32 protein-coding genes are annotated in these 20,575 nt (G+C 57.7%); 31 read left to right on the top strand and 1 reads right to left on the bottom strand.

What is annotated here, in order from left to right:
- Positions 1–175 precede the first annotated feature (175 nt).
- From rpsJ to H3028_RS04915, 29 genes are all read left to right on the top strand, one after another.
- Positions 176–487 carry a 30S ribosomal protein S10 gene (gene rpsJ, locus H3028_RS05055; protein ID WP_003186070.1) on the top strand — a complete coding sequence of 104 codons (312 nt, stop codon included), beginning with the start codon at positions 176–178 and terminating at the stop codon, positions 485–487.
- Between the two features lie 81 nt (positions 488–568).
- Positions 569–1,204: a 50S ribosomal protein L3 gene (gene rplC, locus H3028_RS05050; protein WP_181295935.1), complete on the top strand. Its 636-nt coding sequence runs from the start codon at positions 569–571 to the stop codon at positions 1,202–1,204.
- Between the two features lie 12 nt (positions 1,205–1,216).
- A complete protein-coding gene (rplD, locus tag H3028_RS05045; protein ID WP_019339977.1) occupies positions 1,217–1,819 on the top strand; it encodes a 50S ribosomal protein L4 in 603 nt (200 codons plus the stop codon).
- Complete coding sequence (rplW, locus tag H3028_RS05040) at positions 1,816–2,115, top strand: 50S ribosomal protein L23 (protein WP_021209378.1); 300 nt, start codon at positions 1,816–1,818, stop codon at positions 2,113–2,115. The genes rplD and rplW overlap by 4 nt, the downstream gene beginning before the upstream one ends.
- 14 nt (positions 2,116–2,129) lie before the next feature.
- Positions 2,130–2,951 carry a 50S ribosomal protein L2 gene (gene rplB / locus H3028_RS05035; protein WP_168426058.1) on the top strand — a complete coding sequence of 274 codons (822 nt, stop codon included), beginning with the start codon at positions 2,130–2,132 and terminating at the stop codon, positions 2,949–2,951.
- A 16-nt stretch (positions 2,952–2,967) separates the two neighbouring features.
- A complete protein-coding gene (gene rpsS / locus H3028_RS05030) occupies positions 2,968–3,243 on the top strand; it encodes a 30S ribosomal protein S19 (RefSeq protein ID WP_021209376.1) in 276 nt (91 codons plus the stop codon).
- Positions 3,244–3,256: 13 nt separating this feature from the next.
- A complete protein-coding gene (gene rplV / locus H3028_RS05025) occupies positions 3,257–3,589 on the top strand; it encodes a 50S ribosomal protein L22 (RefSeq protein ID WP_003103908.1) in 333 nt (110 codons plus the stop codon).
- 13 nt (positions 3,590–3,602) lie between these two features.
- Positions 3,603–4,289, top strand: coding sequence for a 30S ribosomal protein S3 (rpsC, locus tag H3028_RS05020; protein ID WP_131651934.1), 687 nt, complete (start codon positions 3,603–3,605; stop codon positions 4,287–4,289).
- Positions 4,290–4,301: 12 nt separating this feature from the next.
- Positions 4,302–4,715: a 50S ribosomal protein L16 gene (rplP, locus tag H3028_RS05015; RefSeq protein ID WP_021209374.1), complete on the top strand. Its 414-nt coding sequence runs from the start codon at positions 4,302–4,304 to the stop codon at positions 4,713–4,715.
- The gene (gene rpmC / locus H3028_RS05010; protein WP_003289209.1) at positions 4,715–4,906 is read left to right on the top strand and encodes a 50S ribosomal protein L29; all 192 of its coding nucleotides are present in this window, start codon (positions 4,715–4,717) and stop codon (positions 4,904–4,906) included. The genes rplP and rpmC overlap by 1 nt, the downstream gene beginning before the upstream one ends.
- A 2-nt stretch (positions 4,907–4,908) precedes the next feature.
- Positions 4,909–5,175 carry a 30S ribosomal protein S17 gene (gene rpsQ, locus H3028_RS05005; RefSeq protein WP_029404618.1) on the top strand — a complete coding sequence of 89 codons (267 nt, stop codon included), beginning with the start codon at positions 4,909–4,911 and terminating at the stop codon, positions 5,173–5,175.
- Between the two features lie 23 nt (positions 5,176–5,198).
- Entirely contained in the window at positions 5,199–5,567 is a 369-nt protein-coding gene (gene rplN, locus H3028_RS05000) for a 50S ribosomal protein L14 (RefSeq protein WP_003289207.1), read from the top strand.
- An 11-nt stretch (positions 5,568–5,578) separates the two neighbouring features.
- Entirely contained in the window at positions 5,579–5,893 is a 315-nt protein-coding gene (rplX, locus tag H3028_RS04995; protein ID WP_168426057.1) for a 50S ribosomal protein L24, read from the top strand.
- 19 nt (positions 5,894–5,912) lie between these two features.
- On the top strand, positions 5,913–6,452 hold the full coding sequence (rplE, locus tag H3028_RS04990) for a 50S ribosomal protein L5 (protein WP_181295934.1): 540 nt from the start codon (positions 5,913–5,915) through the stop codon (positions 6,450–6,452).
- A 12-nt stretch (positions 6,453–6,464) separates the two neighbouring features.
- The gene (gene rpsN, locus H3028_RS04985) at positions 6,465–6,770 is read left to right on the top strand and encodes a 30S ribosomal protein S14 (protein WP_025240349.1); all 306 of its coding nucleotides are present in this window, start codon (positions 6,465–6,467) and stop codon (positions 6,768–6,770) included.
- Positions 6,771–6,956: 186 nt separating this feature from the next.
- On the top strand, positions 6,957–7,349 hold the full coding sequence (rpsH, locus tag H3028_RS04980; RefSeq protein WP_003281824.1) for a 30S ribosomal protein S8: 393 nt from the start codon (positions 6,957–6,959) through the stop codon (positions 7,347–7,349).
- 12 nt (positions 7,350–7,361) lie between these two features.
- Positions 7,362–7,895 carry a 50S ribosomal protein L6 gene (rplF, locus tag H3028_RS04975; protein WP_181295933.1) on the top strand — a complete coding sequence of 178 codons (534 nt, stop codon included), beginning with the start codon at positions 7,362–7,364 and terminating at the stop codon, positions 7,893–7,895.
- A 10-nt stretch (positions 7,896–7,905) separates the two neighbouring features.
- Positions 7,906–8,256 (top strand): 50S ribosomal protein L18, encoded by a 351-nt coding sequence (gene rplR, locus H3028_RS04970; protein ID WP_181295932.1) that lies wholly within the window; start codon positions 7,906–7,908, stop codon positions 8,254–8,256.
- Between the two features lie 3 nt (positions 8,257–8,259).
- A complete protein-coding gene (gene rpsE, locus H3028_RS04965) occupies positions 8,260–8,760 on the top strand; it encodes a 30S ribosomal protein S5 (protein ID WP_019339966.1) in 501 nt (166 codons plus the stop codon).
- A gap of 2 nt (positions 8,761–8,762) precedes the next feature.
- Positions 8,763–8,942, top strand: a complete 180-nt coding sequence (rpmD, locus tag H3028_RS04960) for a 50S ribosomal protein L30 (RefSeq protein WP_003281818.1) — start codon at positions 8,763–8,765, stop codon at positions 8,940–8,942.
- 3 nt (positions 8,943–8,945) lie between these two features.
- Positions 8,946–9,380: a 50S ribosomal protein L15 gene (rplO, locus tag H3028_RS04955; protein WP_045160597.1), complete on the top strand. Its 435-nt coding sequence runs from the start codon at positions 8,946–8,948 to the stop codon at positions 9,378–9,380.
- Positions 9,381–10,709 (top strand): preprotein translocase subunit SecY, encoded by a 1,329-nt coding sequence (gene secY, locus H3028_RS04950; protein WP_181295931.1) that lies wholly within the window; start codon positions 9,381–9,383, stop codon positions 10,707–10,709. It abuts the gene before it with no gap.
- Between the two features lie 29 nt (positions 10,710–10,738).
- A complete protein-coding gene (gene rpmJ / locus H3028_RS04945) occupies positions 10,739–10,855 on the top strand; it encodes a 50S ribosomal protein L36 (protein WP_021209367.1) in 117 nt (38 codons plus the stop codon).
- Positions 10,856–10,986: 131 nt separating this feature from the next.
- Positions 10,987–11,343 (top strand): 30S ribosomal protein S13, encoded by a 357-nt coding sequence (gene rpsM / locus H3028_RS04940; RefSeq protein ID WP_045430560.1) that lies wholly within the window; start codon positions 10,987–10,989, stop codon positions 11,341–11,343.
- Positions 11,344–11,373: 30 nt separating this feature from the next.
- The gene (rpsK, locus tag H3028_RS04935; protein WP_019339962.1) at positions 11,374–11,763 is read left to right on the top strand and encodes a 30S ribosomal protein S11; all 390 of its coding nucleotides are present in this window, start codon (positions 11,374–11,376) and stop codon (positions 11,761–11,763) included.
- 17 nt (positions 11,764–11,780) lie between these two features.
- A complete protein-coding gene (rpsD, locus tag H3028_RS04930) occupies positions 11,781–12,401 on the top strand; it encodes a 30S ribosomal protein S4 (RefSeq protein WP_181295930.1) in 621 nt (206 codons plus the stop codon).
- A gap of 22 nt (positions 12,402–12,423) precedes the next feature.
- A complete protein-coding gene (locus H3028_RS04925) occupies positions 12,424–13,425 on the top strand; it encodes a DNA-directed RNA polymerase subunit alpha (RefSeq protein ID WP_168426053.1) in 1,002 nt (333 codons plus the stop codon).
- 45 nt (positions 13,426–13,470) lie between these two features.
- Entirely contained in the window at positions 13,471–13,857 is a 387-nt protein-coding gene (gene rplQ, locus H3028_RS04920; RefSeq protein WP_181295929.1) for a 50S ribosomal protein L17, read from the top strand.
- Between the two features lie 168 nt (positions 13,858–14,025).
- Positions 14,026–15,483 (top strand): catalase, encoded by a 1,458-nt coding sequence (locus H3028_RS04915; RefSeq protein WP_181295928.1) that lies wholly within the window; start codon positions 14,026–14,028, stop codon positions 15,481–15,483.
- A gap of 52 nt (positions 15,484–15,535) precedes the next feature.
- Here the strand turns inward: H3028_RS04915 and uvrA are convergent, their stop codons facing one another.
- On the bottom strand, positions 15,536–18,373 hold the full coding sequence (gene uvrA, locus H3028_RS04910; protein ID WP_181295927.1) for an excinuclease ABC subunit UvrA: 2,838 nt from the start codon (positions 18,371–18,373) through the stop codon (positions 15,536–15,538).
- A gap of 131 nt (positions 18,374–18,504) precedes the next feature.
- Here uvrA and H3028_RS04905 point away from each other — a divergent pair, with 131 nt between their 5' ends.
- Both H3028_RS04905 and H3028_RS04900 read left to right on the top strand, forming a co-directional pair.
- Entirely contained in the window at positions 18,505–19,872 is a 1,368-nt protein-coding gene (locus H3028_RS04905) for an MFS transporter (RefSeq protein ID WP_181295926.1), read from the top strand.
- Positions 19,873–20,052: 180 nt separating this feature from the next.
- Positions 20,053–20,571 (top strand): single-stranded DNA-binding protein, encoded by a 519-nt coding sequence (locus H3028_RS04900; RefSeq protein WP_181295925.1) that lies wholly within the window; start codon positions 20,053–20,055, stop codon positions 20,569–20,571.
- The last annotated feature ends 4 nt before the right edge of the window (positions 20,572–20,575 follow it).

Genomic DNA, 20,575 nt, shown 5'->3' with positions numbered 1-20,575 from the left:
CGGCGTGGTTGCCAAGATCATCGAATAACCGTTCGGTGTCGAAAAGGGCCCTTCGGGGCCTTTTTCTATTGCTGATCATTTATTGACACCCCCTGGACGCATCCGTACAATTGCGCCTCCTTTTACCGGGCGTATTGCGTTTGGTAGGGATGGCTAATTGGAGTCTGAGGTCAAAATGCAAAACCAACAAATCCGTATTCGGTTGAAGGCTTTTGACCATCGCCTGATCGATCAATCAACCCAGGAAATCGTGGAAACCGCGAAACGTACTGGTGCTCAGGTGCGTGGTCCGATTCCACTGCCGACCCGCAAAGAGCGGTTCACCGTTCTGGTTTCTCCGCACGTCAACAAGGACGCGCGCGACCAGTATGAGATCCGTACTCATAAGCGTGTGCTGGACATTGTTCAGCCGACCGACAAAACCGTCGATGCGCTGATGAAGCTTGATCTTGCGGCTGGCGTGGAAGTGCAGATCAGCCTCGGCTAAAACCTGGAGTTTTAGTCGTGTAACGCTCTGAAATGGGCGGCCATAGCGGGTGAAAGCCCCGTACACTCAAGAGGTTACAACATGACTATTGGTGTAGTCGGTCGTAAATGCGGCATGACCCGCGTTTTCACCGAAGATGGTGTCTCTGTTCCGGTTACGGTCATCGAGATCGAGCCGAATCGCGTCACCCAGTTCAAGAATGAAGAAAGCGATGGCTATCGCGCTGTGCAGGTTACTGTCGGTGTGCGTCGCGCCTCTCGTGTCACCAAGGCTCAGGCCGGTCATTTCGCCAAGGCGAACGTGGCTGCCGGTCGTGGCGTCTGGGAATTCCGCCTCGATGGCGAGGAGTTCCAGGCTGGTGATCAGATTAATGCTGAGATTTTCCAGGCTGGACAGATGGTGGATGTCACCGGTCAGTCCAAAGGTAAAGGCTTTGCCGGTACCATCAAGCGCTGGAATTTCCGTGGTCAAGACAATACCCACGGTAACTCCGTATCCCACCGCGTTCCGGGTTCGATTGGCCAGTGCCAGACTCCTGGTCGTGTTTTCAAGGGCAAGAAGATGTCCGGGCACATGGGCGCCGAGCGCGTAACCGTGCAGTCCCTGGAAATCGTGCGTGTCGATGCAGAGCGTAACCTGCTGCTGGTGAAGGGCGCAGTGCCCGGTGCCACGGGTGGTGACGTTGTCGTGCGTCCGGCCGCCAAGGCTCGCGGGTAAGGGGGAGTTCACATGCAACTGAATGTAAATGGCGCACAGGCCATCGAAGTCTCCGAGCAAACCTTTGGTGGTGAGTTCAACGAGACGCTGGTGCACCAGGCAGTCGTAGCCTATATGGCTGGCGGTCGTCAGGGCAGCAAGCAGCAGAAGACTCGCTCCGATGTCTCGGGTGGCGGTAAGCGTCCCTGGCGTCAAAAAGGTACTGGCCGCGCTCGTGCGGGTACTTCGCGTGGTCCGATCTGGCGTGGCGGTGGCGTAACTTTCGCTGCTCGTCCTCAGAACCATGAGCAGAAGCTCAACAAGAAGATGTACCGCGCGGCGCTGCGTTCCATTCTTTCTGAATTGGTTCGTTCCGAGCGTTTGGTCGTCGTTGAAGACTTCGCCGTCGACAGCCCTAAGACCAAGCTGCTTGCCAACAAGCTGACCGGTATGGGTCTGAATGACGTACTGATCGTTTCCGATGCTGTCGATCAGAATCTGTATCTGGCGGCTCGCAACCTGCCGCACGTCGATGTTCGTGACGTCCAGGGTTCCGATCCAGTCAGCCTGATCGCCTATGACAAGGTGTTGATCACCGTGTCGGCTGTGAAGAAATTCGAGGAGCTGCTGGGATGAACCAGGAACGCGTATTCAAAGTCCTGCTTGGTCCGCACGTCTCCGAGAAGGCAACCATGCTGGCTGACAGCAAGAGCCAGTTCGTTTTCAAGGTTGCTACTGATGCAACCAAGCTGGAAATCAAGAAGGCCGTCGAAAGCCTGTTCAACGTGAAGGTCGCCAAGGTCAGCACCCTGAATGTTCAGGGCAAGACCAAGCGTACCGCTCGCGGTCTGGGCAAGCGCAATGACTGGAAGAAGGCGTACATCGCGCTTCAGCCGGGCCAGGATCTCGATTTCTCCGGCAACGCTGAGTAAGGAAGGGGTGCATCATGGCAATCGTTAAATGCAAACCGACTTCCGCGGGCCGCCGTTTTGTGGTCAAAGTGGTCGGTCAGGAGCTGCACAAAGGCGCTCCTTATGCTCCGCTGCTCGAGAAGAAGTCGAAGTCTGGCGGTCGTAACAACAACGGCCGCATCACCACTCGTCACATCGGTGGTGGTCACAAGCAGCATTACCGTCTGGTCGATTTTCGTCGCAACAAGGATGGCATTCCAGCCATTGTCGAGCGTGTTGAGTACGATCCGAACCGTACTGCGCACATTGCGTTGCTCAAGTACGCGGACGGTGAGCGCCGTTACATTATCGCCCCCAAGGGCGTGAGTGCTGGCGATCAGCTGCTCTCCGGCGTTAACGCGCCGATCAAGGCTGGTAACAGCTTGCCGCTGCGCAACATTCCGCTGGGTTCCACCGTTCACGGTGTTGAACTGAAGCCGGGCAAGGGTGCCCAGATTGCTCGTTCCGCTGGCGCTTCGGCTCAGCTGGTTGCGCGTGAAGGTGCTTACGTAACACTGCGTCTTCGCTCCGGCGAGATGCGCAAAGTGCTGGCTGAGTGCCGTGCGACCCTGGGCGAAGTCTCGAACTCCGAGCACAGTCTGCGTTCGCTGGGTAAAGCGGGTGCTAAGCGCTGGCGTGGTGTTCGCCCAACCGTTCGCGGTGTGGCAATGAACCCGGTCGATCACCCCCACGGTGGTGGTGAGGGTCGTACCTCCGGTGGTCGTCATCCGGTGTCGCCATGGGGCTTCCCCACCAAGGGCGCGAAGACTCGCTCTAACAAGCGCACCGATAACATGATCGTCCGTCGTCGCAAGTAACTAGAGGGATACGACAGTGCCGCGTTCTCTGAAAAAAGGTCCTTTTATCGATCTTCACCTATTGAAGAAGGTCGAAGTGGCGATGGAAAAGAACGATCGCAAGCCGGTTAAAACCTGGTCGCGTCGTTCGATGATCCTGCCGCAAATGGTCGGTCTGACCATCGCTGTGCATAACGGCCGTCAACATGTTCCCGTTCTTGTGAGCGAAGACATGGTCGGTCACAAACTCGGCGAGTTCGCTGGTACCCGCACTTATCGCGGGCACGTGGCGGACAAGAAAGGCAAGCGCTAAGGGGTAAGGAAAGATGGAAGTAGCCGCTAAGTTGTCGGGCGCTCGCATCTCCGCCCAGAAAGCCCGCCTGGTCGCCGACCAGATCCGCGGGAAGAAGGTGGGCGAAGCGCTCAACCTGCTGGCTTTCAGCAGTAAGAAAGCCGCCGAGATCATGAAGAAGGTGCTGGAGTCGGCTGTAGCCAACGCCGAGCACAACGAAGGCGCTGACGTGGACGACCTGAAGGTCTCTACTGTTTTCGTCAACGAAGGGCGTTCGCTTAAGCGCATCATGCCGCGTGCCAAAGGCCGCGCTGATCGCATCGTCAAGCGGTCTTGCCATATCACTGTCAAGGTTGCGGACAAGTAACGGAGTCGATCAGATGGGTCAGAAAGTACATCCCACTGGCATTCGCCTGGGAATCGTCAAGGAGCACACCTCCGTCTGGTACGCAGACGGTCGTACGTACGCCGATTATCTGCTTGCAGATCTGAACGTGCGTGAGTACCTCCAAGACAAATTAAAAAGCGCGTCCGTAAGCCGTATCGATATCCATCGTCCGGCTCAGACAGCACGCATCACCATCCATACCGCTCGTCCCGGCATCGTGATCGGCAAGAAAGGTGAGGATGTTGAGAAGCTGCGTCAGGACCTGACCAAGCAAATGGGTGTGCCTGTGCACATCAACATCGAAGAAATCCGCAAGCCGGAACTCGATGCAATGCTGGTAGCACAGAACGTCGCTCAACAACTGGAGCGTCGCGTGATGTTCCGTCGCGCCATGAAGCGTGCGGTACAGAACGCGATCCGCATTGGTGCCAAGGGCATCAAGATCCAGGTTAGCGGTCGTCTGGGTGGGGCTGAAATCGCCCGTACGGAATGGTATCGGGAAGGTCGTGTGCCGCTGCACACCCTGCGTGCCGATATCGACTACAACACCTACGAAGCGCACACCACTTATGGTGTGATCGGCGTCAAGGTCTGGATCTTCAAAGGCGAAGTGATTGGTGGTCGCCATGAAGAGCTCAAGCCTCAAGCGCCTGCGCCTCGTAAAAAAGCTGCCAAGTAAGGAGTACGCCAAATGTTGCAACCAAAGCGTACAAAATTCCGCAAGCAGATGACGGGCCACAACCGTGGCTTGGCACAGCGCGGTAGCAAAGTCAGCTTCGGCGAGTTCGCTCTGAAGTCTGTCGCTCGTGGTCGTCTCACCGCGCGCCAGATCGAGTCCGCACGTCGTGCGTTGACCCGTCACGTGAAGCGTGGCGGCAAAATCTGGATCCGCGTATTCCCCGACAAGCCTGTCACCAAGAAGCCTCTGGAAGTCCGGATGGGTAAAGGTAAGGGTAACGTCGAGTACTGGGTAGCCCAGATTCAACCGGGCAAGGTGCTCTACGAGATCGAGGGTGTTTCCGAAGAGCTGGCGCGTGAGGCATTCGCCCTGGCTGCTGCAAAGCTGCCGCTCGCCACCTCCTTTGTTAAGCGGACGGTGATGTGATGAAAGCGAATGAACTTCGTGAAAAATCCGCTCAGCAGCTGAACGAGCAATTGCTCGAGCTGCTGCGCGACCAGTTCAATCTGCGTATGCAGAAAGCAACTGGCCAGTTGGGGCAGTCTCACCTGCTCTCGCAAGTCAAGCGCGACATCGCTCGTGTCAAGACTGTGCTCAACCAGCAGGCAGGTAAGTGATCATGGCTGAAGTTGAAAAAACTGTCCGCACGCTGACTGGCCGCGTCGTCAGCGACAAGATGGACAAAAGCATCACCGTTCTGATCGAGCGTCGCGTCAAGCACCCGATCTACGGTAAATACGTGAAGCGTTCGACCAAACTGCACGCCCACGACGAAACCAACCAGTGCCGTATCGGTGACAAGGTCACGATTCGTGAGACTCGTCCTCTGGCGAAGACCAAGTGCTGGATGTTGGTTGATGTCGTTGAACGTGCCGTCGAAGTCTAAGGGCTAGGGGTCGGAGAAACTATATGATTCAGACTCAATCAATGCTCGATGTGGCGGATAACAGTGGCGCTCGTCGTGTCATGTGTATCAAGGTTCTCGGCGGTTCGCACCGCCGTTACGCCGGCATCGGCGACATCATCAAGGTTACCGTCAAGGAAGCGATTCCTCGTGGCAAGGTCAAGAAAGGCCAGGTGATGACCGCTGTTGTGGTCCGCACCCGTCACGGTGTTCGTCGTCCAGACGGCTCCATTATTCGCTTCGATGGCAACGCTGCTGTTCTGCTGAACAACAAGCAGGAGCCTATTGGCACCCGTATTTTCGGGCCGGTGACCCGTGAGCTTCGTTCCGAGAAGTTCATGAAGATCGTCTCGCTCGCGCCTGAAGTGCTGTAAGGAGAAGCCGCATGCAAAAGATTCGTCGCAACGACGAGATCATCGTCATCGCCGGCAAAGACAAGGGCAAGCGCGGTAAGGTGCTCCGGGTTCTCGCCGACAACCGTCTGGTTGTCGGTGGTATTAACCTGGTGAAGCGTCATACCAAGCCGAACCCGATGTCGGGCGTTCAAGGCGGTATCGTCGAAAAAGAGGCTCCTCTGCACGCCTCTAACGTCGCTATCTTCAACGGCGAAACCAACAAGGCTGATCGCGTTGGTTTCAAAGTAGAAGACGGTAAGAAAATTCGTGTCTTCAAGTCGACCCAAAAGCCGGTTGAAGCTTGAGACTGCTAGGTAGATAACCATGGCACGACTAAAAGAAGTTTATCGGAAGCAAATCGCTCCCAAGCTGAAGGAAGAGCTTCAGCTTGGCAATGTGATGGAAGTTCCGCGCATTACTAAGATCACCCTGAACATGGGGATCGGCGAAGCGATCGGTGACAAGAAGATCATCGACAACGCAGTTGCCGACCTGGAAAAGATCACCGGCCAAAAAGTCGTCGTGACTCACGCTCGCAATTCCATCGCTGGCTTCAAGGTCCGTGAAGGCTGGCCGATCGGCGTCAAGGTGACTCTGCGCAGCGATCGTATGTACGAGTTCTTGGATCGTCTGCTTTCGATCTCCCTGCCTCGGGTTCGCGACTTCCGCGGCCTGAACGCCAAATCCTTCGATGGCCGCGGCAACTACAGCATGGGCGTGAAAGAGCAGATCATTTTCCCGGAAATCGATTACGACAAGATCGATGCCCTGCGTGGTCTGGACATTACGCTGACCACTACTGCTCGAACGGACGAAGAAGGTCGTGCGCTGCTGCGTGCCTTCAACTTCCCGTTCCGTAACTAATTGGAGTAGGAAATGGCTAAGCAAAGCATGAAGAACCGCGAGCTGAAGCGTCAGCAGACGGTTGCCAAGTACGCCCAGAAGCGTGCTGCGCTGAAGGCTGTCATCGCTAACCCTGAGTCGTCTCCAGAGGCGCGTTGGGAAGCTCAGGTGGCGTTGCAAAAGCAGCCGCGTGACGCCAGTGCTTCGCGCTTGCGCAACCGGTGCCGTCTGACCGGTCGTCCGCATGGCGTGTATCGCAAGTTCGGTCTTGCGCGTAACATGTTGCGTCAGGCTGCGATGCGTGGTGATGTACCAGGCTTGGTTAAGGCCAGCTGGTAATAAGCGCTCCGGCAGTTTCTGCTGGAACCGCTGTTGTCGAATCAAGCCCCTTATGGGGCTTGATTCGTTTCTGAACTGTCTCTAGAATGTCCGGCTCGCCCGAGCCACGCCTTCAGGCGTCCGCTCATCTAGCAGGCGACACGAGCCCTAGCGGGCTTATTTTTTTGAATTAGGAGCCAAGCGCCCATGAGTATGCAGGACCCGTTAGCGGACATGCTAACTCGTATCCGTAATGCCCAGATGGCCGAAAAGTCCGTCGTAAGCATGCCGTCTTCCACGTTGAAGGTGGCTGTAGCCAACGTTCTTCAGGGTGAAGGCTATATCGCAGGATACAACGTCAGCAGCGACGCCAAGCCGCAGCTGTCTATCGAGCTCAAGTACTTCGAGGGCCGTCCGGTTATCGAAGAGCTGAAGCGCGTAAGCCGTCCTGGCCTTCGCCAGTACAAATCCGTTGATCAGTTGCCGAAAGTACGCGGCGGTCTGGGTGTTTCGATCGTGTCCACCAATAAAGGTGTGATGACTGATCGGGCTGCTCGCGCTGCTGGCGTTGGCGGCGAAGTGCTTTGCACAGTGTTCTAAGGGGGGATAAGCATGTCTCGCGTTGCTAAGAACCCCGTCAAGCTGCCCGCTGGTGTTGAATTCAACATGGCCGGCCAGCAGCTTTCGGTGAAGGGTGCCAAGGGCGCTCTCGAACTGAACGTGCACTCGTCTGTGGAAGTGATCCACGAGGCCGGTGAGCTCCGTTTTGCTGCGCGTAATGGCGATCAGCAGAATCGTGCCATGGCCGGTACCACCCGTGCGCTGGTTAACAACATGGTGATCGGCGTCAGCCAGGGCTTCGAGCGCAAGCTTCAGCTGGTTGGTGTTGGTTACAAGGCGCAAGCCAAAGGTCAAGTGCTGTCCCTGGCTCTCGGCTTCTCGCACCCGGTGGAATATGAACTGCCGCAAGGCATTACCGCTGAGACCCCCAGCCAGACCGATATTCTGATCAAGGGTGTCGATAAGCAACTGGTCGGTCAGGTGGCCGCTGAAATCCGTGACTTCCGTCGCCCTGAGCCTTACAAAGGTAAAGGCGTACGTTACTCGGATGAAGTGGTCCGTCGTAAAGAAGCTAAGAAGAAGTAGGGCATAGCAAATGAGCGTAAAGAAAGTTACTCGTCTGCGTCGCGCTCGCAAGGCACGCCTGAAGATGCGCGAGCTGGAAGCCGTACGCCTTTGTGTGTACCGCTCTTCCCAGCACATCTACGCCCAGGTCCTTTCGGCCGACGGCGGCAAGGTCCTGGCCAGTGCCTCGACTCTCGACAAAGAACTGCGCGGCGGGGCCACCGGCAACGTCGACGCTGCCAAGAAAGTTGGTCAGCTGGTCGCTGAGCGTGCTAAGGCCGCAGGTGTCACCCAGGTGGCGTTCGACCGTTCTGGCTTCAAGTACCACGGTCGTGTTAAGGCACTGGCTGATGCTGCTCGTGAAGGCGGGCTGGAGTTCTAAGTTATGGCATATAACGAGCAAAAGCGCGACGAAGGCTACATTGAGAAGCTGGTTCAAGTTAACCGCGTCGCCAAAACAGTAAAGGGTGGCCGTATCTTCACTTTCACTGCGTTGACCGTAGTGGGTGACGGTAAGGGTCGTGTAGGGTTCGGTCGTGGCAAGTCCCGCGAAGTGCCGGCTGCCATTCAGAAGGCCATGGAAGCGGCTCGCCGCAACATGATCCAGGTTGATCTGAACGGCACCACGCTGCAATACGCTACCAAGGCCGCTCATGGCGCCTCTAAGGTGTACATGCAGCCTGCTTCCGAGGGTACCGGTGTTATTGCCGGCGGCGCGATGCGTGCCATTCTGGAAGTTGCTGGCGTGCAGAACGTCCTGGCTAAGTGCTATGGCTCAACCAATCCGGTGAACGTGGTGCATGCCACCTTCAAGGGTTTGAAAGCCATGCAGTCGCCTGAGTCGATCGCTGCAAAGCGCGGCAAGAGCGTTGAGGAGATTTCCTGATCATGGCTAACACCGTCAAGGTCACGCTGATCAAAAGCGTCAGCGGTCGTATCCCCAATCACAAGCTTTGCGTCAAAGGCCTCGGTCTGCGTCGCATTGGTCACACCGTTGAAGTTCAGGATACTCCTGAAAATCGCGGCATGATCAACAAGGCTTACTACATGCTCCGTGTGGAGGGCTAAGCCATGCAACTGAACGATCTGCGTTCTGCGCCAGGCGCCCGTCGCGAAAAGCTGCGTCCGGGTCGTGGTATCGGCAGCGGTCTCGGCAAGACCGGTGGCCGTGGTCACAAGGGTCAGACTTCCCGCTCCGGCGGCAAGATCGCTCCCGGGTTTGAAGGCGGCCAACAGCCTTTGCATCGCCGTCTGCCTAAGTTCGGCTTCGTCTCCCTGAAGGCTATGGATCGTGCAGAAGTTCGCACCTCCGAGCTGGCTAAGGTGCAGGGCGATGTTGTAACTCTGCAGAGCCTCAAGGATGCCGATATCATCAACCAGAACGTGCAGCGTGTGAAAGTCATGCTGTCGGGCGAGGTTGGTCGTGCGGTAACTCTGAAGGGCATCGCCGCCACCAAGGGTGCGCGCGCGGCTATCGAAGCAGCTGGCGGCAAGTTCGAGGAATAAATGGCTAAGCAAGGTGCTCTCTCCGCGCTGAGTAATGGCGGGCTGTCTGAACTCTGGGCTCGTCTGCGTTTTCTGCTGATGGCGATCGTCGTCTATCGGGTTGGTGCGCATATCCCGGTGCCGGGAATCAATCCCGACAGGTTGGCCGAGCTGTTCCGTCAGAACGAAGGGACCATCCTTAGCCTGTTCAATATGTTTTCCGGTGGTGCGCTGGAGCGCATGAGTATCTTTGCGTTGGGGATCATGCCGTACATCTCGGCATCGATCATCATGCAGCTCATGACGGCTGTCAGTCCGCAACTGGAACAATTGAAGAAAGAAGGTGAGGCCGGTCGTCGCAAGATCAGCCAGTACACGCGTTACGGTACGCTGGTGCTGGCTATCGTGCAGGCTATTGGTATGTCGGTCGGCCTCGCTGGCCAGGGTGTCGCGTTCAGTACTGACTTCGGCTTCTACTTCGTGGCTATCACCACCTTCGTGGCTGGTGCGATGTTCATGATGTGGCTGGGCGAGCAAATCACCGAGCGGGGTGTCGGTAACGGCATTTCGATGCTGATTTTTGCCGGGATCGTTGCAGGCTTACCAGGTGCTCTCGGGCAGTCTTTCGAGTCCGCTCGGCAGGGTGACGTCAACATCATCGCTCTGCTGGCTGTTGGGCTGCTGGCTGTTGCCATCATTGGCTTTGTGGTGTTCATTGAGCGTGGTCAGCGGCGGATCGCTGTGCATTACGCCAAGCGTCAGCAAGGTCGCAAGGTCTTTGCTGCGCAGACAAGCCACTTGCCGCTGAAGGTGAACATGGCGGGCGTCATTCCCGCGATTTTTGCTAGCAGTATCCTGCTATTCCCGGCGTCGCTCGGGCAGTGGTTTGGGCAGTCGGAGAACATGGGTTGGCTGGCTGATATTTCTCAGTCCATCGCCCCTGGTCAACCGTTGAACATCCTGTTGTTCAGTGCCGGTATCATCTTCTTCTGCTTCTTCTACACGGCATTGATGTTCAATCCGAAAGACGTTGCGGAAAATCTGAAGAAGTCCGGTGCGTTTATCCCGGGGATTCGACCTGGTGAGCAATCGGCGCGCTATATCGATGGTGTGCTGACTCGCTTGACCATGTTCGGTGCCCTGTACATGACGGCCGTATGCCTGCTTCCGCAGTTTCTTGTGGTGGCTGCAAATGTGCCGTTCTACCTTGGCGGGACGTCGTTGTTGATCGTGGTTGTGGTTGTCATGGACTTCATGTCCCAGGTTCAATCGCACCTCATGTCTCACCAGTACGATTCCCTGATGAAAAAAGCCAACCTGAAGGGCTATGGCAGCGGAATGCTCCGCTGACTCAACCCGTAAGGTTCCAGGAGTTGGTCATGAAAGTTCGTGCATCGGTCAAAAAACTGTGCCGTAACTGCAAAATCGTCCGGCGCGAAGGCGTCATTCGGGTGATCTGCAGCGCAGAACCGCGTCACAAGCAGCGCCAAGGCTGATTGTGAGCTAAGGCTCGAGCCCGGCAGCTAGTGCGCTGCCGGGTTGATTATTTGTTATTACAGCGTTAGTATCTCGCGCCCTTTTCTTGGCTTCCGGGGCGTTGGGTAGCTGTCAATTGGAGTTTCACTGAATGGCCCGTATTGCAGGCGTAAACATTCCGGATAACAAGCACACTGTTATCTCGCTGACCTACATCTATGGTGTTGGTCGCACTCGCGCGCAGACTATCTGTGCAGCTACCGGTGTAAACCCGGCAGCAAAAATCAAGGATCTTTCCGACGAGCAGGTCGAACTGCTTCGTGGCGAAGTGGGCAAGTTCATCGTTGAAGGTGACCTGCGTCGCGAAGTCAACATGAAGATCAAGCGCTTGATGGACCTGGGTTGCTACCGCGGCCTGCGTCATCGTCGTGGTCTGCCGGTACGCGGTCAGCGCACCAAGACCAACGCTCGCACCCGCAAGGGTCCGCGTAAGCCGATCCGCAAGTAATCGCGTTAGCGCATCGACAGGAATCTAATCATGGCAAAACCTGCTGCTCGTCCTCGTAAGAAAATCAAAAAGACGGTGGTTGATGGCATCGCCCACATCCACGCGTCTTTCAACAATACCATCATCACTATCACCGATCGCCAAGGCAATGCATTGTCCTGGGCTACGTCCGGTGGTTCCGGTTTCCGCGGCTCTCGTAAGAGCACACCGTTCGCTGCCCAGGTGGCTGCCGAACGTGCTGGTCAGGCGGCACTGGAATATGGCCTCAAGAACCTCGACGTCAACGTCAAAGGTCCTGGTCCGGGCCGTGAATCTGCCGTTCGTGCGTTGAACGGCTGTGGTTATAAAATCGCCAGCATCACCGACGTGACGCCAATCCCGCACAACGGGTGCCGTCCGCCGAAGAAGCGCCGCGTGTAATCAGGAGACAGTGAGAAATGGCTCGTTATATTGGTCCCAAGTGCAAACTGTCTCGTCGTGAAGGCACCGATCTCTTTCTGAAGAGTGGTGTACGCGCGCTCGAATCGAAGTGCAATATCGAAACCCCACCGGGTGTTCATGGTCAGCGTCGTGGTCGTCTGTCTGACTACGGCACTCAGCTGCGTGAAAAGCAGAAGGTTCGCCGTATCTATGGCGTACTCGAACGTCAGTTCAGCGGTTACTACAAGGAAGCGGCCAGCCGTAAGGGCGCTACCGGTGAAAACCTGCTCCAACTGCTGGAATGCCGTCTGGATAACGTGGTTTACCGCATGGGCTTCGGCTCTACTCGTGCCGAGTCGCGTCAGCTGGTTTCCCACAAGGCAATCAGCGTCAACGGCAAGACCGTGAACGTCCCGTCCTTCCAAGTGAAGGCGGGTGACGTGGTTGCCGTCCGTGAGAAGTGCCGTAACCAGCTGCGCATCGCCCAAGCCCTGGAACTGTGCGCACAGCGCGGTCGCGTTGAGTGGGTCGAAGTAGATACCGACAAGAAATCCGGTGTTTTCAAGAGTGTTCCGGCTCGCAGTGATCTGTCTGCCGACATCAACGAAAACCTGATTGTCGAGCTCTACTCCAAGTAAGGGCTAGAAAATAGGTGTATCCATGCAGATTTCGGTAAATGAGTTCCTGACCCCCCGCCATATCGATGTGCAGGTGGTCAGTCCGACCCGTGCCAAAATCACCCTCGAGCCTCTCGAGCGTGGTTTCGGCCATACCCTGGGCAACGCGCTGCGTCGTATCCTGTTGTCCTCCATGCCCGGCTGCGCTGTGGTCGAGGCTGAGATCGACGGTGTGCTCCACGAGTACAGCGCGATTGAGGGCGTGCAGGAAGATGTCATCGAAATCCTGCTGAACCTCAAAGGTATCGCCATCAAGCTGCACGGCCGTGATGAAGTGACCTTGAGCCTGGTGAAGAAGGGCGCGGGCGCTGTTACCGCTGCCGATATCCAGCTGGATCACGATGTCGAAATCGTCAATGGCGATCACCTGATCGCCAACCTGGCGGCTAATGGCTCGATCAACATGAAGCTAAAGGTCGCTCGCGGCCGTGGCTACGAGCCGGCTGATGCGCGTCAGAGCGATGAAGACGAAAGCCGCAGCATTGGCCGTCTTCAGCTCGATTCGACATTCAGCCCGGTCCGTCGCGTCGCTTATGTTGTCGAAAACGCTCGTGTTGAGCAGCGTACCAACTTGGACAAGCTGGTTATCGATCTGGAAACCAACGGAACCCTGGATCCCGAAGAGGCGATCCGTCGTGCCGCGACCATCCTGCAGCAGCAGTTGGCCGCGTTCGTCGACCTCAAGGGTGACAGCGAGCCGGTCGTGGTCGAGCAGGAAGACGAGATCGATCCGATCCTGTTGCGTCCAGTTGATGACTTGGAACTGACCGTACGTTCGGCCAACTGCCTCAAGGCAGAGAACATCTACTACATCGGTGATCTGATCCAGCGCACCGAAGTCGAGTTGTTGAAAACGCCGAACCTGGGCAAGAAGTCTTTGACCGAAATCAAAGACGTTCTGGCTTCTCGTGGTCTGTCCCTCGGCATGCGCCTCGACAATTGGCCGCCGGCTAGTCTCAAGAAGGACGATAAGGCTACGGCCTGATCGCCCATAGTCACCGAACTGATCGTTTGGTAAGGAATTTCAATCATGCGTCATCGTAAAAGTGGCCGTCACCTCAGCCGCACAAGCGCTCACCGCAAGGCCATGTTTCAGAACATGGCGGTGTCGCTGTTCGAGCACGAACTGATCAAAACAACCCTGCCCAAGGCCAAGGAATTGCGTCGCGTCGCCGAGCCGCTAATTACCCTGGCCAAGGAAGACAGCGTCGCCAACCGTCGTCTGGCTTTTGACCGTACTCGCTCGAAGGCTATCGTCGGCAAGCTGTTCAATGATCTAGGCCCGCGTTACGCCACCCGTCAGGGCGGTTACCTGCGTATTCTCAAGTGCGGTTTCCGCGCTGGGGACAACGCACCGATGGCTTACGTTGAGCTGGTTGACCGTCCGGTTACTGGTGAAGTGGAAGCTGGCGAGTAAGCGTTCGTTCGTTGCTTGCATAAGAAACCGGGCAATTGCCCGGTTTTTTTTGGCTCCGAATTTAGGCTAAGTCTATCGGGCCGCTTCACTTAATAAATTAGATCATTCCAGCTGCCTCGCTAGAATTGCCACCAAGCCAACCACTTGGCAGTTCGAAGGAGAGAAAGCATGAGCGGCAAACCAGTCCTTACTACCGCATCCGGTGCTCCGGTTGCCGACAATCAAAACTCCCGTTCCGCTGGGCCTCGAGGGCCGCTTCTGCTGGACGACTTCCATCTGGTTGAAAAGCTCGCGCATTTCAATCGCGAAGTCATTCCCGAAAGGCGCGTACATGCCAAAGGATCCGGCGCGTATGGAACGCTGACGGTCACTCGCGATATGACCGGTTATACAAGCGCGAAGTTATTTGAGGCTGTAGGTAAACAGACGCCGTTGTTCCTTCGCTTCTCAACAGTAGGTGGCGAGCGAGGCTCTGCTGATACCGAGCGCGACCCTCGGGGGTTTGCGGTCAAGTTCTACACCGAGGAGGGGAACTGGGACATCGTCGGCAACAACACGCCAGTATTTTTTCTTCGCGATCCGCTCAAGTTTCCAGATTTCATCCATACCCAGAAACGCGATCCCTGGACCAATCTGAAAAGCCCGCAGGCGATGTGGGACTTCTGGTCGCATTCGCCTGAAGCGCTGCATCAGATCACCGTGCTGTTCTCGGATCGCGGGATCCCGGACGGCTACCGGTTCATGCATGGCTTTGGCAGCCATACTTTCAGCCTAGTTAACGCCGAGGGCATACGCAGCTGGGTTAAGTTCCACTTCAAGAGTCTGCAGGGCATCAAGAACCTGCCGCCTGCCGAGGCGGCCCGTCTCGCTGGTACCGACCCTGACTATGCACAGCGGGATTTATTCAACGCCATTGATCGTGGCGAATTTCCGAAATGGCGCATGTGCGTCCAAGTGATGAACGACGAGCAGGCCTCCGGCCGTGCAGAGAACCCGTTTGACGTCACCAAAACCTGGTCGCAGAAGGAGTTTCCGCTGATAGAGGTCGGTGTGCTGGAGCTCAACCGCAACCCGCAGAATTACTTTGGCGAAGTTGAGCAGGTCGCATTCGCACCGAGCAACGTGATACCGGGCATTGGGCTTTCGCCGGATCGCATGCTGCAGGGGCGGGTGTTCGCCTACGCTGACGCGCATCGCTATCGGATTGGCACTAATCATCAGCAACTGCCGGTGAATGCACCGCGTTGCCCATATCAGAATTATCAACGTGATGGTGCGATGCGTTTCGATGGAAACGGCGGTTCGGCCCCCAACTACGAGCCGAACAGTTACACCGGGGCGCCCAAGCAGGCGCCGGAATACGCCGAGCCGGAGTTGAAATTGACTGGTGCCGCGGACCGTTACGATCACCGCAGCGATGGCGATTATTTCAGCCATGCGGGCGTGCTGTTCCGGCTGATGAGCGCTGAGCAACAGGCGCTGCTGATCGAGAACATCGTCGGCGCCATGAAGCCGGTAACCCGTGATGTGCAGCGACGCCAGCTCAGCTATTTCTTCAAGGCGGATCCGATGTATGGCGCAAGCATCGCCAAGGGGCTGGGAATCGATCCCAGCGAAATAGGCTGATAGCTGGATAGGGAAAGCCGGGCGTTGTGCCCGGCTTCTTCGTACCTACAGTTCAGTTCTTGTCACGCTCTAGCAGCGGCTTGAGGAAGTGACCGGTATGAGATTGCGGCATCTCGGCGACCTGCTCCGGAGTGCCGGTTGCGATGATCTGTCCGCCTTTAGAGCCCCCTTCTGGACCAAGGTCAACCAGCCAGTCGGCGGTTTTGATCACATCCAGGTTGTGTTCGATGACCACGACGGTGTTGCCGTGATCACGCAGCCGATGCAACACATCCAACAGCTGCTGGATATCAGCGAAGTGGAGCCCCGTGGTGGGCTCGTCGAGGATGTACAGGGTTTTGCCGGTGTCCCGTTTGGATAGCTCTCGGGACAACTTGACCCGCTGAGCTTCGCCACCTGAGAGCGTGGTCGCGCTCTGCCCGAGCTTGATATAGGACAGCCCCACATCCATCAGTGTCTGTAGCTTGCGAGCCACCGCCGGGACTGGGTCGAAGAACTCACGGGCCTCCTCAATGGTCATCCCGAGCACCTCGGTAATGCTTTTGCCCTTGTACTTCACCTCGAGCGTTTCACGGTTGTAGCGCTTGCCCTTGCACACATCGCACGGCACGTATATATCCGGCAGGAAGTGCATTTCCACCTTGATTACACCGTCGCCCTGACAGGCTTCGCAGCGGCCGCCCTTAACGTTGAACGAGAAGCGCCCAGGACCGTAACCGCGCGAACGTGCCTCCGGGACGCCGGCGAACAGCTCGCGGATTGGCGTAAACAGGCCGGTATAAGTCGCCGGGTTCGAGCGCGGCGTGCGGCCGATCGGGCTCTGGTCGATATCCACCACCTTGTCCAGGTGCTGCAGGCCGTCGAAGGAATCGTGCGGTGCGACTTCAAGTGTCGTTGCACCGTTCAGGGCGGTGGCGGTAATCGGAAACAGCGTGTTGTTGATCAGCGTCGACTTGCCCGAGCCGGATACCCCGGTGATGCAGGTGAGTAGCCCGACCGGGATTTCCAGATCAACGTTGCGCAGATTATTGCCTCGCGCGCCCTTGAGTCTGAGTAGCTTGTCAGCGTCGCGTGGCGTGCGCTGTTCGGGATAGAGGATCTTCACGCGGCCCGAAAGATAGCCCCCAGTCAACGAGGCGGGATTGCTCATCACCTCGTCGGGCGTGCCCTCCGCCACGATCTGTCCGCCATGTACCCCCGCACCCGGGCCGATGTCGACTACATAGTCGGCGAGGCGTATGGCGTCTTCGTCATGTTCGACGACGATCACCGTATTACCGATGTCGCGCAGGTGACGCAGGGTGCCGAGCAGGCGTTCGTTGTCGCGCTGATGCAGGCCGATCGAGGGTTCGTCGAGGATGTACATTACTCCGACCAGGCCCGCGCCAATCTGGCTCGCCAGGCGGATGCGCTGAGCCTCACCGCCTGAAAGGGTGTCAGCGCTGCGGTCAAGAGTCAGATAATCGAGGCCGACGTTGACCAGGAACTGCAAGCGCTCGCAGATCTCCTTGAGAATCTTATCGGCAATCTCGCCACGGCGGCCGCTAAGCGTGAGGGCGCCGAAATACTCAGTGGCATCGCCAATTGGCAGTCCAGTCACCGCCGGCAGGGTCTTATCCCCGACCCAGACATGGCGGGCTTCACGACGCAGCCGGGTGCCACGGCATTCTGGGCAGGGCTGAGTGCTGAGGTATTTGGCCAGCTCTTCACGCACCGAATTGGACTCGGTTTCCCGGTAGCGGCGCTCGAGGTTGGGGATGATGCCCTCGAAGGGGTGCGAGCGTTTGACGATATCGCCGCGGTCGTTCAGGTAGCGGAAGTCGACGTTCTCCTTGCCGCTGCCGCGCAACACCACCTTCTGCTGCTCGGCGGGCAAGGAATCGAACGGCTCGTCGAGACTGAAGCCGTAATGTGAGGCGAGGGAGCCGAGCATCTGAAAATAATAGACGTTGCGTCGATCCCAGCCGCGGATGGCGCCCTCGGCCAAGGTCAGTTCGCCATTGACCAGGCGCTTGGCATCGAAGAACTGTTTGACACCTAGACCGTCGCAGGTCGGGCATGCCCCGGCCGGATTGTTGAAAGAGAATAGCTTGGGCTCGAGCTCGCTGATTGAATGGCCGCAGACGGGGCAGGCGAAGCGGGCAGAGAAAATCATTTCCTCGTGATCGTCATCCTCGTCCATCGAGGCCACCAGGGCGATGCCGTCGGCGAGCTTCAGCGCAGTCTCGAAGGACTCAGCGAGCCGCTGTTGCAGATCACTGCGCACCTTGAAGCGATCCACAACGACGTCGATGGAGTGCTTCTTCTGCTTGTCCAGCTTCGGCAGTTCATCGAGCTCATACAATCGGCCATTGACCCGTGCGCGCACGAAGCCCTGGGCGCGCAGCTCGTCGAATACCGCCAGATGCTCGCCCTTGCGCTCACGAATGACTGGGGCGAGAAGCATCAGCTTGCGCCCCTCCGGCAATGCCAGGACCTGATCGACCATCTGACTGACCGTCTGGGCCTCCAGCGGCGCATCGTGGTCGGGACAGCGCGGCGTGCCCACGCGTGCATAGAGCAAGCGCAGGTAATCGTAGATCTCGGTGATGGTGCCGACCGTCGACCGGGGATTGTGCGAGGTCGATTTTTGCTCGATGGAAATGGCCGGGGAGAGCCCTTCGATGGTGTCGACGTCCGGCTTTTCCATCATCGAGAGGAATTGCCGGGCGTACGCCGAAAGGGATTCGACGTAACGGCGTTGCCCTTCGGCATAAAGCGTATCGAAGGCCAGCGAGGACTTGCCGGAGCCTGAGAGCCCAGTAATCACGATCAGCTTGTCGCGCGGCAAAGTCAGGTCGATGTTTTTCAGGTTGTGGGTCCGAGCCCCACGAATCAGAATCTTGTCCAAAGCAGCCTCGCATGGCGGGCGAAAACCCGAAAGTATACGGCTAGCAGCGACATTGCGGCAAAGCAACGAGCCTGTGCCGAGCAGGGGATGGCTGCTAGAATCGCCGCCGGTTAATTCAAGCGAGACCCCACATGCAGGATCCCTACAGCGAGCGCATGAGCGCCAGAGAAACCCGCGCAGCTTCCGGGCTGGCCCTGGTTTTCGCGTTTCGCATGCTCGGCATGTTCATGGTCCTGCCCGTGCTGGCGACCTATGGCATGGAACTGCAGGGTGCGACGCCAGCGCTCATCGGTCTCGCAATCGGTGCTTATGGTTTGACCCAGGCACTGCTACAAATTCCGTTCGGCATGCTTTCCGATCGGATCGGCCGGTTGCCGGTGATCTACTTCGGCCTGCTTGTTTTTGCTGCGGGTGCCGTACTGGCAGCGACGGCCGATTCCATCTGGGGCGTCATTGCCGGTCGCATTCTGCAAGGAGCCGGGGCCATCTCGGCGGCGGTCATGGCGTTGTTGTCGGATCTCACCCGGGAACAGCATCGCACCAAAGCGATGGCCATGATCGGCATGAGTATCGGCGTTTCCTTCGCGGTGGCGATGATCGTTGGCCCGCTGCTGACGCGTGCGTTCGGGCTGTCCGGCCTGTTTTGGACGACGGCGGGAATGGCGCTGCTCGGCGGGGTGGTTGTCGCTACGCTACCACGCGCTCACCATCATCTGCGGCATCGAGAGTCGGGTGTTGCCAAGCAGGCGCTCGGCGCAACGCTGCGTCATCCGGATCTCCTTCGCCTGGATTTCAGCATTCTTGCCCTGCATGCGATTCTCATGGCGAGTTTTGTTGCGCTGCCGCTGGCACTGGTGGATGAGGCGGCGCTGCCCCGGGATGAACACTGGTGGGTCTACCTCACTGCGCTGATGGTCGGCTTCTTCGGGATGGTCCCGTTCATCATCTATGGCGAGAAGAAGCGTCAGATGAGGCGGGTCGTGTTAAGCGCGGTGATTGTGCTGCTGTGCGCCGAGCTGTTTTTCTGGTGGTTCGGCAGCGGACTTTGGTCGCTGGTCGGCGGCATGATCGTGTTTTTTATCGCATTCAACCTGCTGGAGGCATCACTGCCTTCGCTTATCAGCAAAGTGGCGCCGGCCGGGGGCAAGGGCACGGCGATGGGGGTGTATTCCACCAGCCAGTTTCTCGGCGCTGGTGTGGGCGGCGTCCTCGGGGGCTGGTTTTACCAGGTGGGCGGTCTGGCGCTGGTTTTTGCCGGCTGCGCCGTGCTTTGCGTGCTGTGGCTGCTGGTGGCATGGCGTATGCGTGAGCCACCTTACGTCACCGGTCTGCGATTGTCGTTGTCGGTCGATGCGGTGCGCAATCCTGCCCTGGCCGAGGACATGCTGGCGGTCCCCGGTGTGTCGGATGTCGTAGTGATCGCCGAGGAGTCGGCCGCCTACGTCAAGGTCGACATGCAGGTCTTGGATCGGGCCGCGCTCGATCGCCTGGTCGCCTAACCAGGCTGTTTGCTGAGCGTGATGGCATCGTGTGCTGTCTACTGCTCCACTGCTTGAGGTCGCGCCGGTTGGCCGAGATGGGGCGGTAAGGTAAGATTCACGGTCATTGGCTTTTCCCCGGGTTGCGGGGACTCTCTCCAGTGAGCCAACCCAATTCATGCAGAAATAAAGGAGTTACCCATGGCCAGAGGGGTGAATAAAGTCATCTTGATCGGCAATGTCGGCGGCGACCCGGAAACCCGCTACATGCCCAATGGCAATGCGGTGACCAACATCACGCTGGCCACCACTGACAACTGGAAGGACAAGCAGACCGGCCAGCAGCAGGAACGCACCGAGTGGCACCGTGTTGTGCTGTTCGGCAAGGTCGCCGAAATTGCCGGTGAGTACCTGCGCAAGGGCTCGCAGTGCTACATCGAAGGCCGCCTGCAGACGCGCGAATGGGAAAAGGACGGCGTCAAGCGCTACACCACCGAGGTGGTCGTAGATATGGGCGGCACCATGCAACTGCTCGGTGGCCGTGGTGGCAGTTCGGATGATGCTCCACGCCAGTCCCAGTCCCAGTCCCAGTCCCAGCCGCGTCCGCAGCGCGATTCGCAGCCGCAGCAGCAGTCGCGCCCGCAGTCGCAGTCTCAGCCGCAGCCTGCTCAGCAGCCTGCTCCGGACTATGACAGTTTCGACGACGATATCCCGTTCTAGAGTT

The sequence above is a fragment of the Pseudomonas sp. Q2-TVG4-2 genome, from assembly GCF_013620795.1.
Classification (GTDB): domain Bacteria; phylum Pseudomonadota; class Gammaproteobacteria; order Pseudomonadales; family Pseudomonadaceae; genus Stutzerimonas.
Note: the sequence above shows the minus strand (reverse complement) of the source record. Positions and strands in the feature narration are given on the sequence as shown.

What these genes read in the sequence shown, in the direction of transcription:
- rpsJ (WP_003186070.1), top strand. Translation starts at nt 176, where the DNA reads ATGCAAAACCAACAAATCCGTATTCGGTTGAAGGCTTTTGACCATCGC.
- rplC (WP_181295935.1), top strand. Translation starts at nt 569, where the DNA reads ATGACTATTGGTGTAGTCGGTCGTAAATGCGGCATGACCCGCGTTTTC.
- rplD (WP_019339977.1), top strand. Translation starts at nt 1,217, where the DNA reads ATGCAACTGAATGTAAATGGCGCACAGGCCATCGAAGTCTCCGAGCAA.
- rplW (WP_021209378.1), top strand. Translation starts at nt 1,816, where the DNA reads ATGAACCAGGAACGCGTATTCAAAGTCCTGCTTGGTCCGCACGTCTCC.
- rplB (WP_168426058.1), top strand. Translation starts at nt 2,130, where the DNA reads ATGGCAATCGTTAAATGCAAACCGACTTCCGCGGGCCGCCGTTTTGTG.
- rplV (WP_003103908.1), top strand. Translation starts at nt 3,257, where the DNA reads ATGGAAGTAGCCGCTAAGTTGTCGGGCGCTCGCATCTCCGCCCAGAAA.
- rpsC (WP_131651934.1), top strand. Translation starts at nt 3,603, where the DNA reads ATGGGTCAGAAAGTACATCCCACTGGCATTCGCCTGGGAATCGTCAAG.
- rplP (WP_021209374.1), top strand. Translation starts at nt 4,302, where the DNA reads ATGTTGCAACCAAAGCGTACAAAATTCCGCAAGCAGATGACGGGCCAC.
- rpmC (WP_003289209.1), top strand. Translation starts at nt 4,715, where the DNA reads ATGAAAGCGAATGAACTTCGTGAAAAATCCGCTCAGCAGCTGAACGAG.
- rpsQ (WP_029404618.1), top strand. Translation starts at nt 4,909, where the DNA reads ATGGCTGAAGTTGAAAAAACTGTCCGCACGCTGACTGGCCGCGTCGTC.
- rplN (WP_003289207.1), top strand. Translation starts at nt 5,199, where the DNA reads ATGATTCAGACTCAATCAATGCTCGATGTGGCGGATAACAGTGGCGCT.
- rplX (WP_168426057.1), top strand. Translation starts at nt 5,579, where the DNA reads ATGCAAAAGATTCGTCGCAACGACGAGATCATCGTCATCGCCGGCAAA.
- rplE (WP_181295934.1), top strand. Translation starts at nt 5,913, where the DNA reads ATGGCACGACTAAAAGAAGTTTATCGGAAGCAAATCGCTCCCAAGCTG.
- rpsN (WP_025240349.1), top strand. Translation starts at nt 6,465, where the DNA reads ATGGCTAAGCAAAGCATGAAGAACCGCGAGCTGAAGCGTCAGCAGACG.
- rpsH (WP_003281824.1), top strand. Translation starts at nt 6,957, where the DNA reads ATGAGTATGCAGGACCCGTTAGCGGACATGCTAACTCGTATCCGTAAT.
- rplF (WP_181295933.1), top strand. Translation starts at nt 7,362, where the DNA reads ATGTCTCGCGTTGCTAAGAACCCCGTCAAGCTGCCCGCTGGTGTTGAA.
- rplR (WP_181295932.1), top strand. Translation starts at nt 7,906, where the DNA reads ATGAGCGTAAAGAAAGTTACTCGTCTGCGTCGCGCTCGCAAGGCACGC.
- rpsE (WP_019339966.1), top strand. Translation starts at nt 8,260, where the DNA reads ATGGCATATAACGAGCAAAAGCGCGACGAAGGCTACATTGAGAAGCTG.
- rpmD (WP_003281818.1), top strand. Translation starts at nt 8,763, where the DNA reads ATGGCTAACACCGTCAAGGTCACGCTGATCAAAAGCGTCAGCGGTCGT.
- rplO (WP_045160597.1), top strand. Translation starts at nt 8,946, where the DNA reads ATGCAACTGAACGATCTGCGTTCTGCGCCAGGCGCCCGTCGCGAAAAG.
- secY (WP_181295931.1), top strand. Translation starts at nt 9,381, where the DNA reads ATGGCTAAGCAAGGTGCTCTCTCCGCGCTGAGTAATGGCGGGCTGTCT.
- rpmJ (WP_021209367.1), top strand. Translation starts at nt 10,739, where the DNA reads ATGAAAGTTCGTGCATCGGTCAAAAAACTGTGCCGTAACTGCAAAATC.
- rpsM (WP_045430560.1), top strand. Translation starts at nt 10,987, where the DNA reads ATGGCCCGTATTGCAGGCGTAAACATTCCGGATAACAAGCACACTGTT.
- rpsK (WP_019339962.1), top strand. Translation starts at nt 11,374, where the DNA reads ATGGCAAAACCTGCTGCTCGTCCTCGTAAGAAAATCAAAAAGACGGTG.
- rpsD (WP_181295930.1), top strand. Translation starts at nt 11,781, where the DNA reads ATGGCTCGTTATATTGGTCCCAAGTGCAAACTGTCTCGTCGTGAAGGC.
- H3028_RS04925 (WP_168426053.1), top strand. Translation starts at nt 12,424, where the DNA reads ATGCAGATTTCGGTAAATGAGTTCCTGACCCCCCGCCATATCGATGTG.
- rplQ (WP_181295929.1), top strand. Translation starts at nt 13,471, where the DNA reads ATGCGTCATCGTAAAAGTGGCCGTCACCTCAGCCGCACAAGCGCTCAC.
- H3028_RS04915 (WP_181295928.1), top strand. Translation starts at nt 14,026, where the DNA reads ATGAGCGGCAAACCAGTCCTTACTACCGCATCCGGTGCTCCGGTTGCC.
- H3028_RS04905 (WP_181295926.1), top strand. Translation starts at nt 18,505, where the DNA reads ATGCAGGATCCCTACAGCGAGCGCATGAGCGCCAGAGAAACCCGCGCA.
- H3028_RS04900 (WP_181295925.1), top strand. Translation starts at nt 20,053, where the DNA reads ATGGCCAGAGGGGTGAATAAAGTCATCTTGATCGGCAATGTCGGCGGC.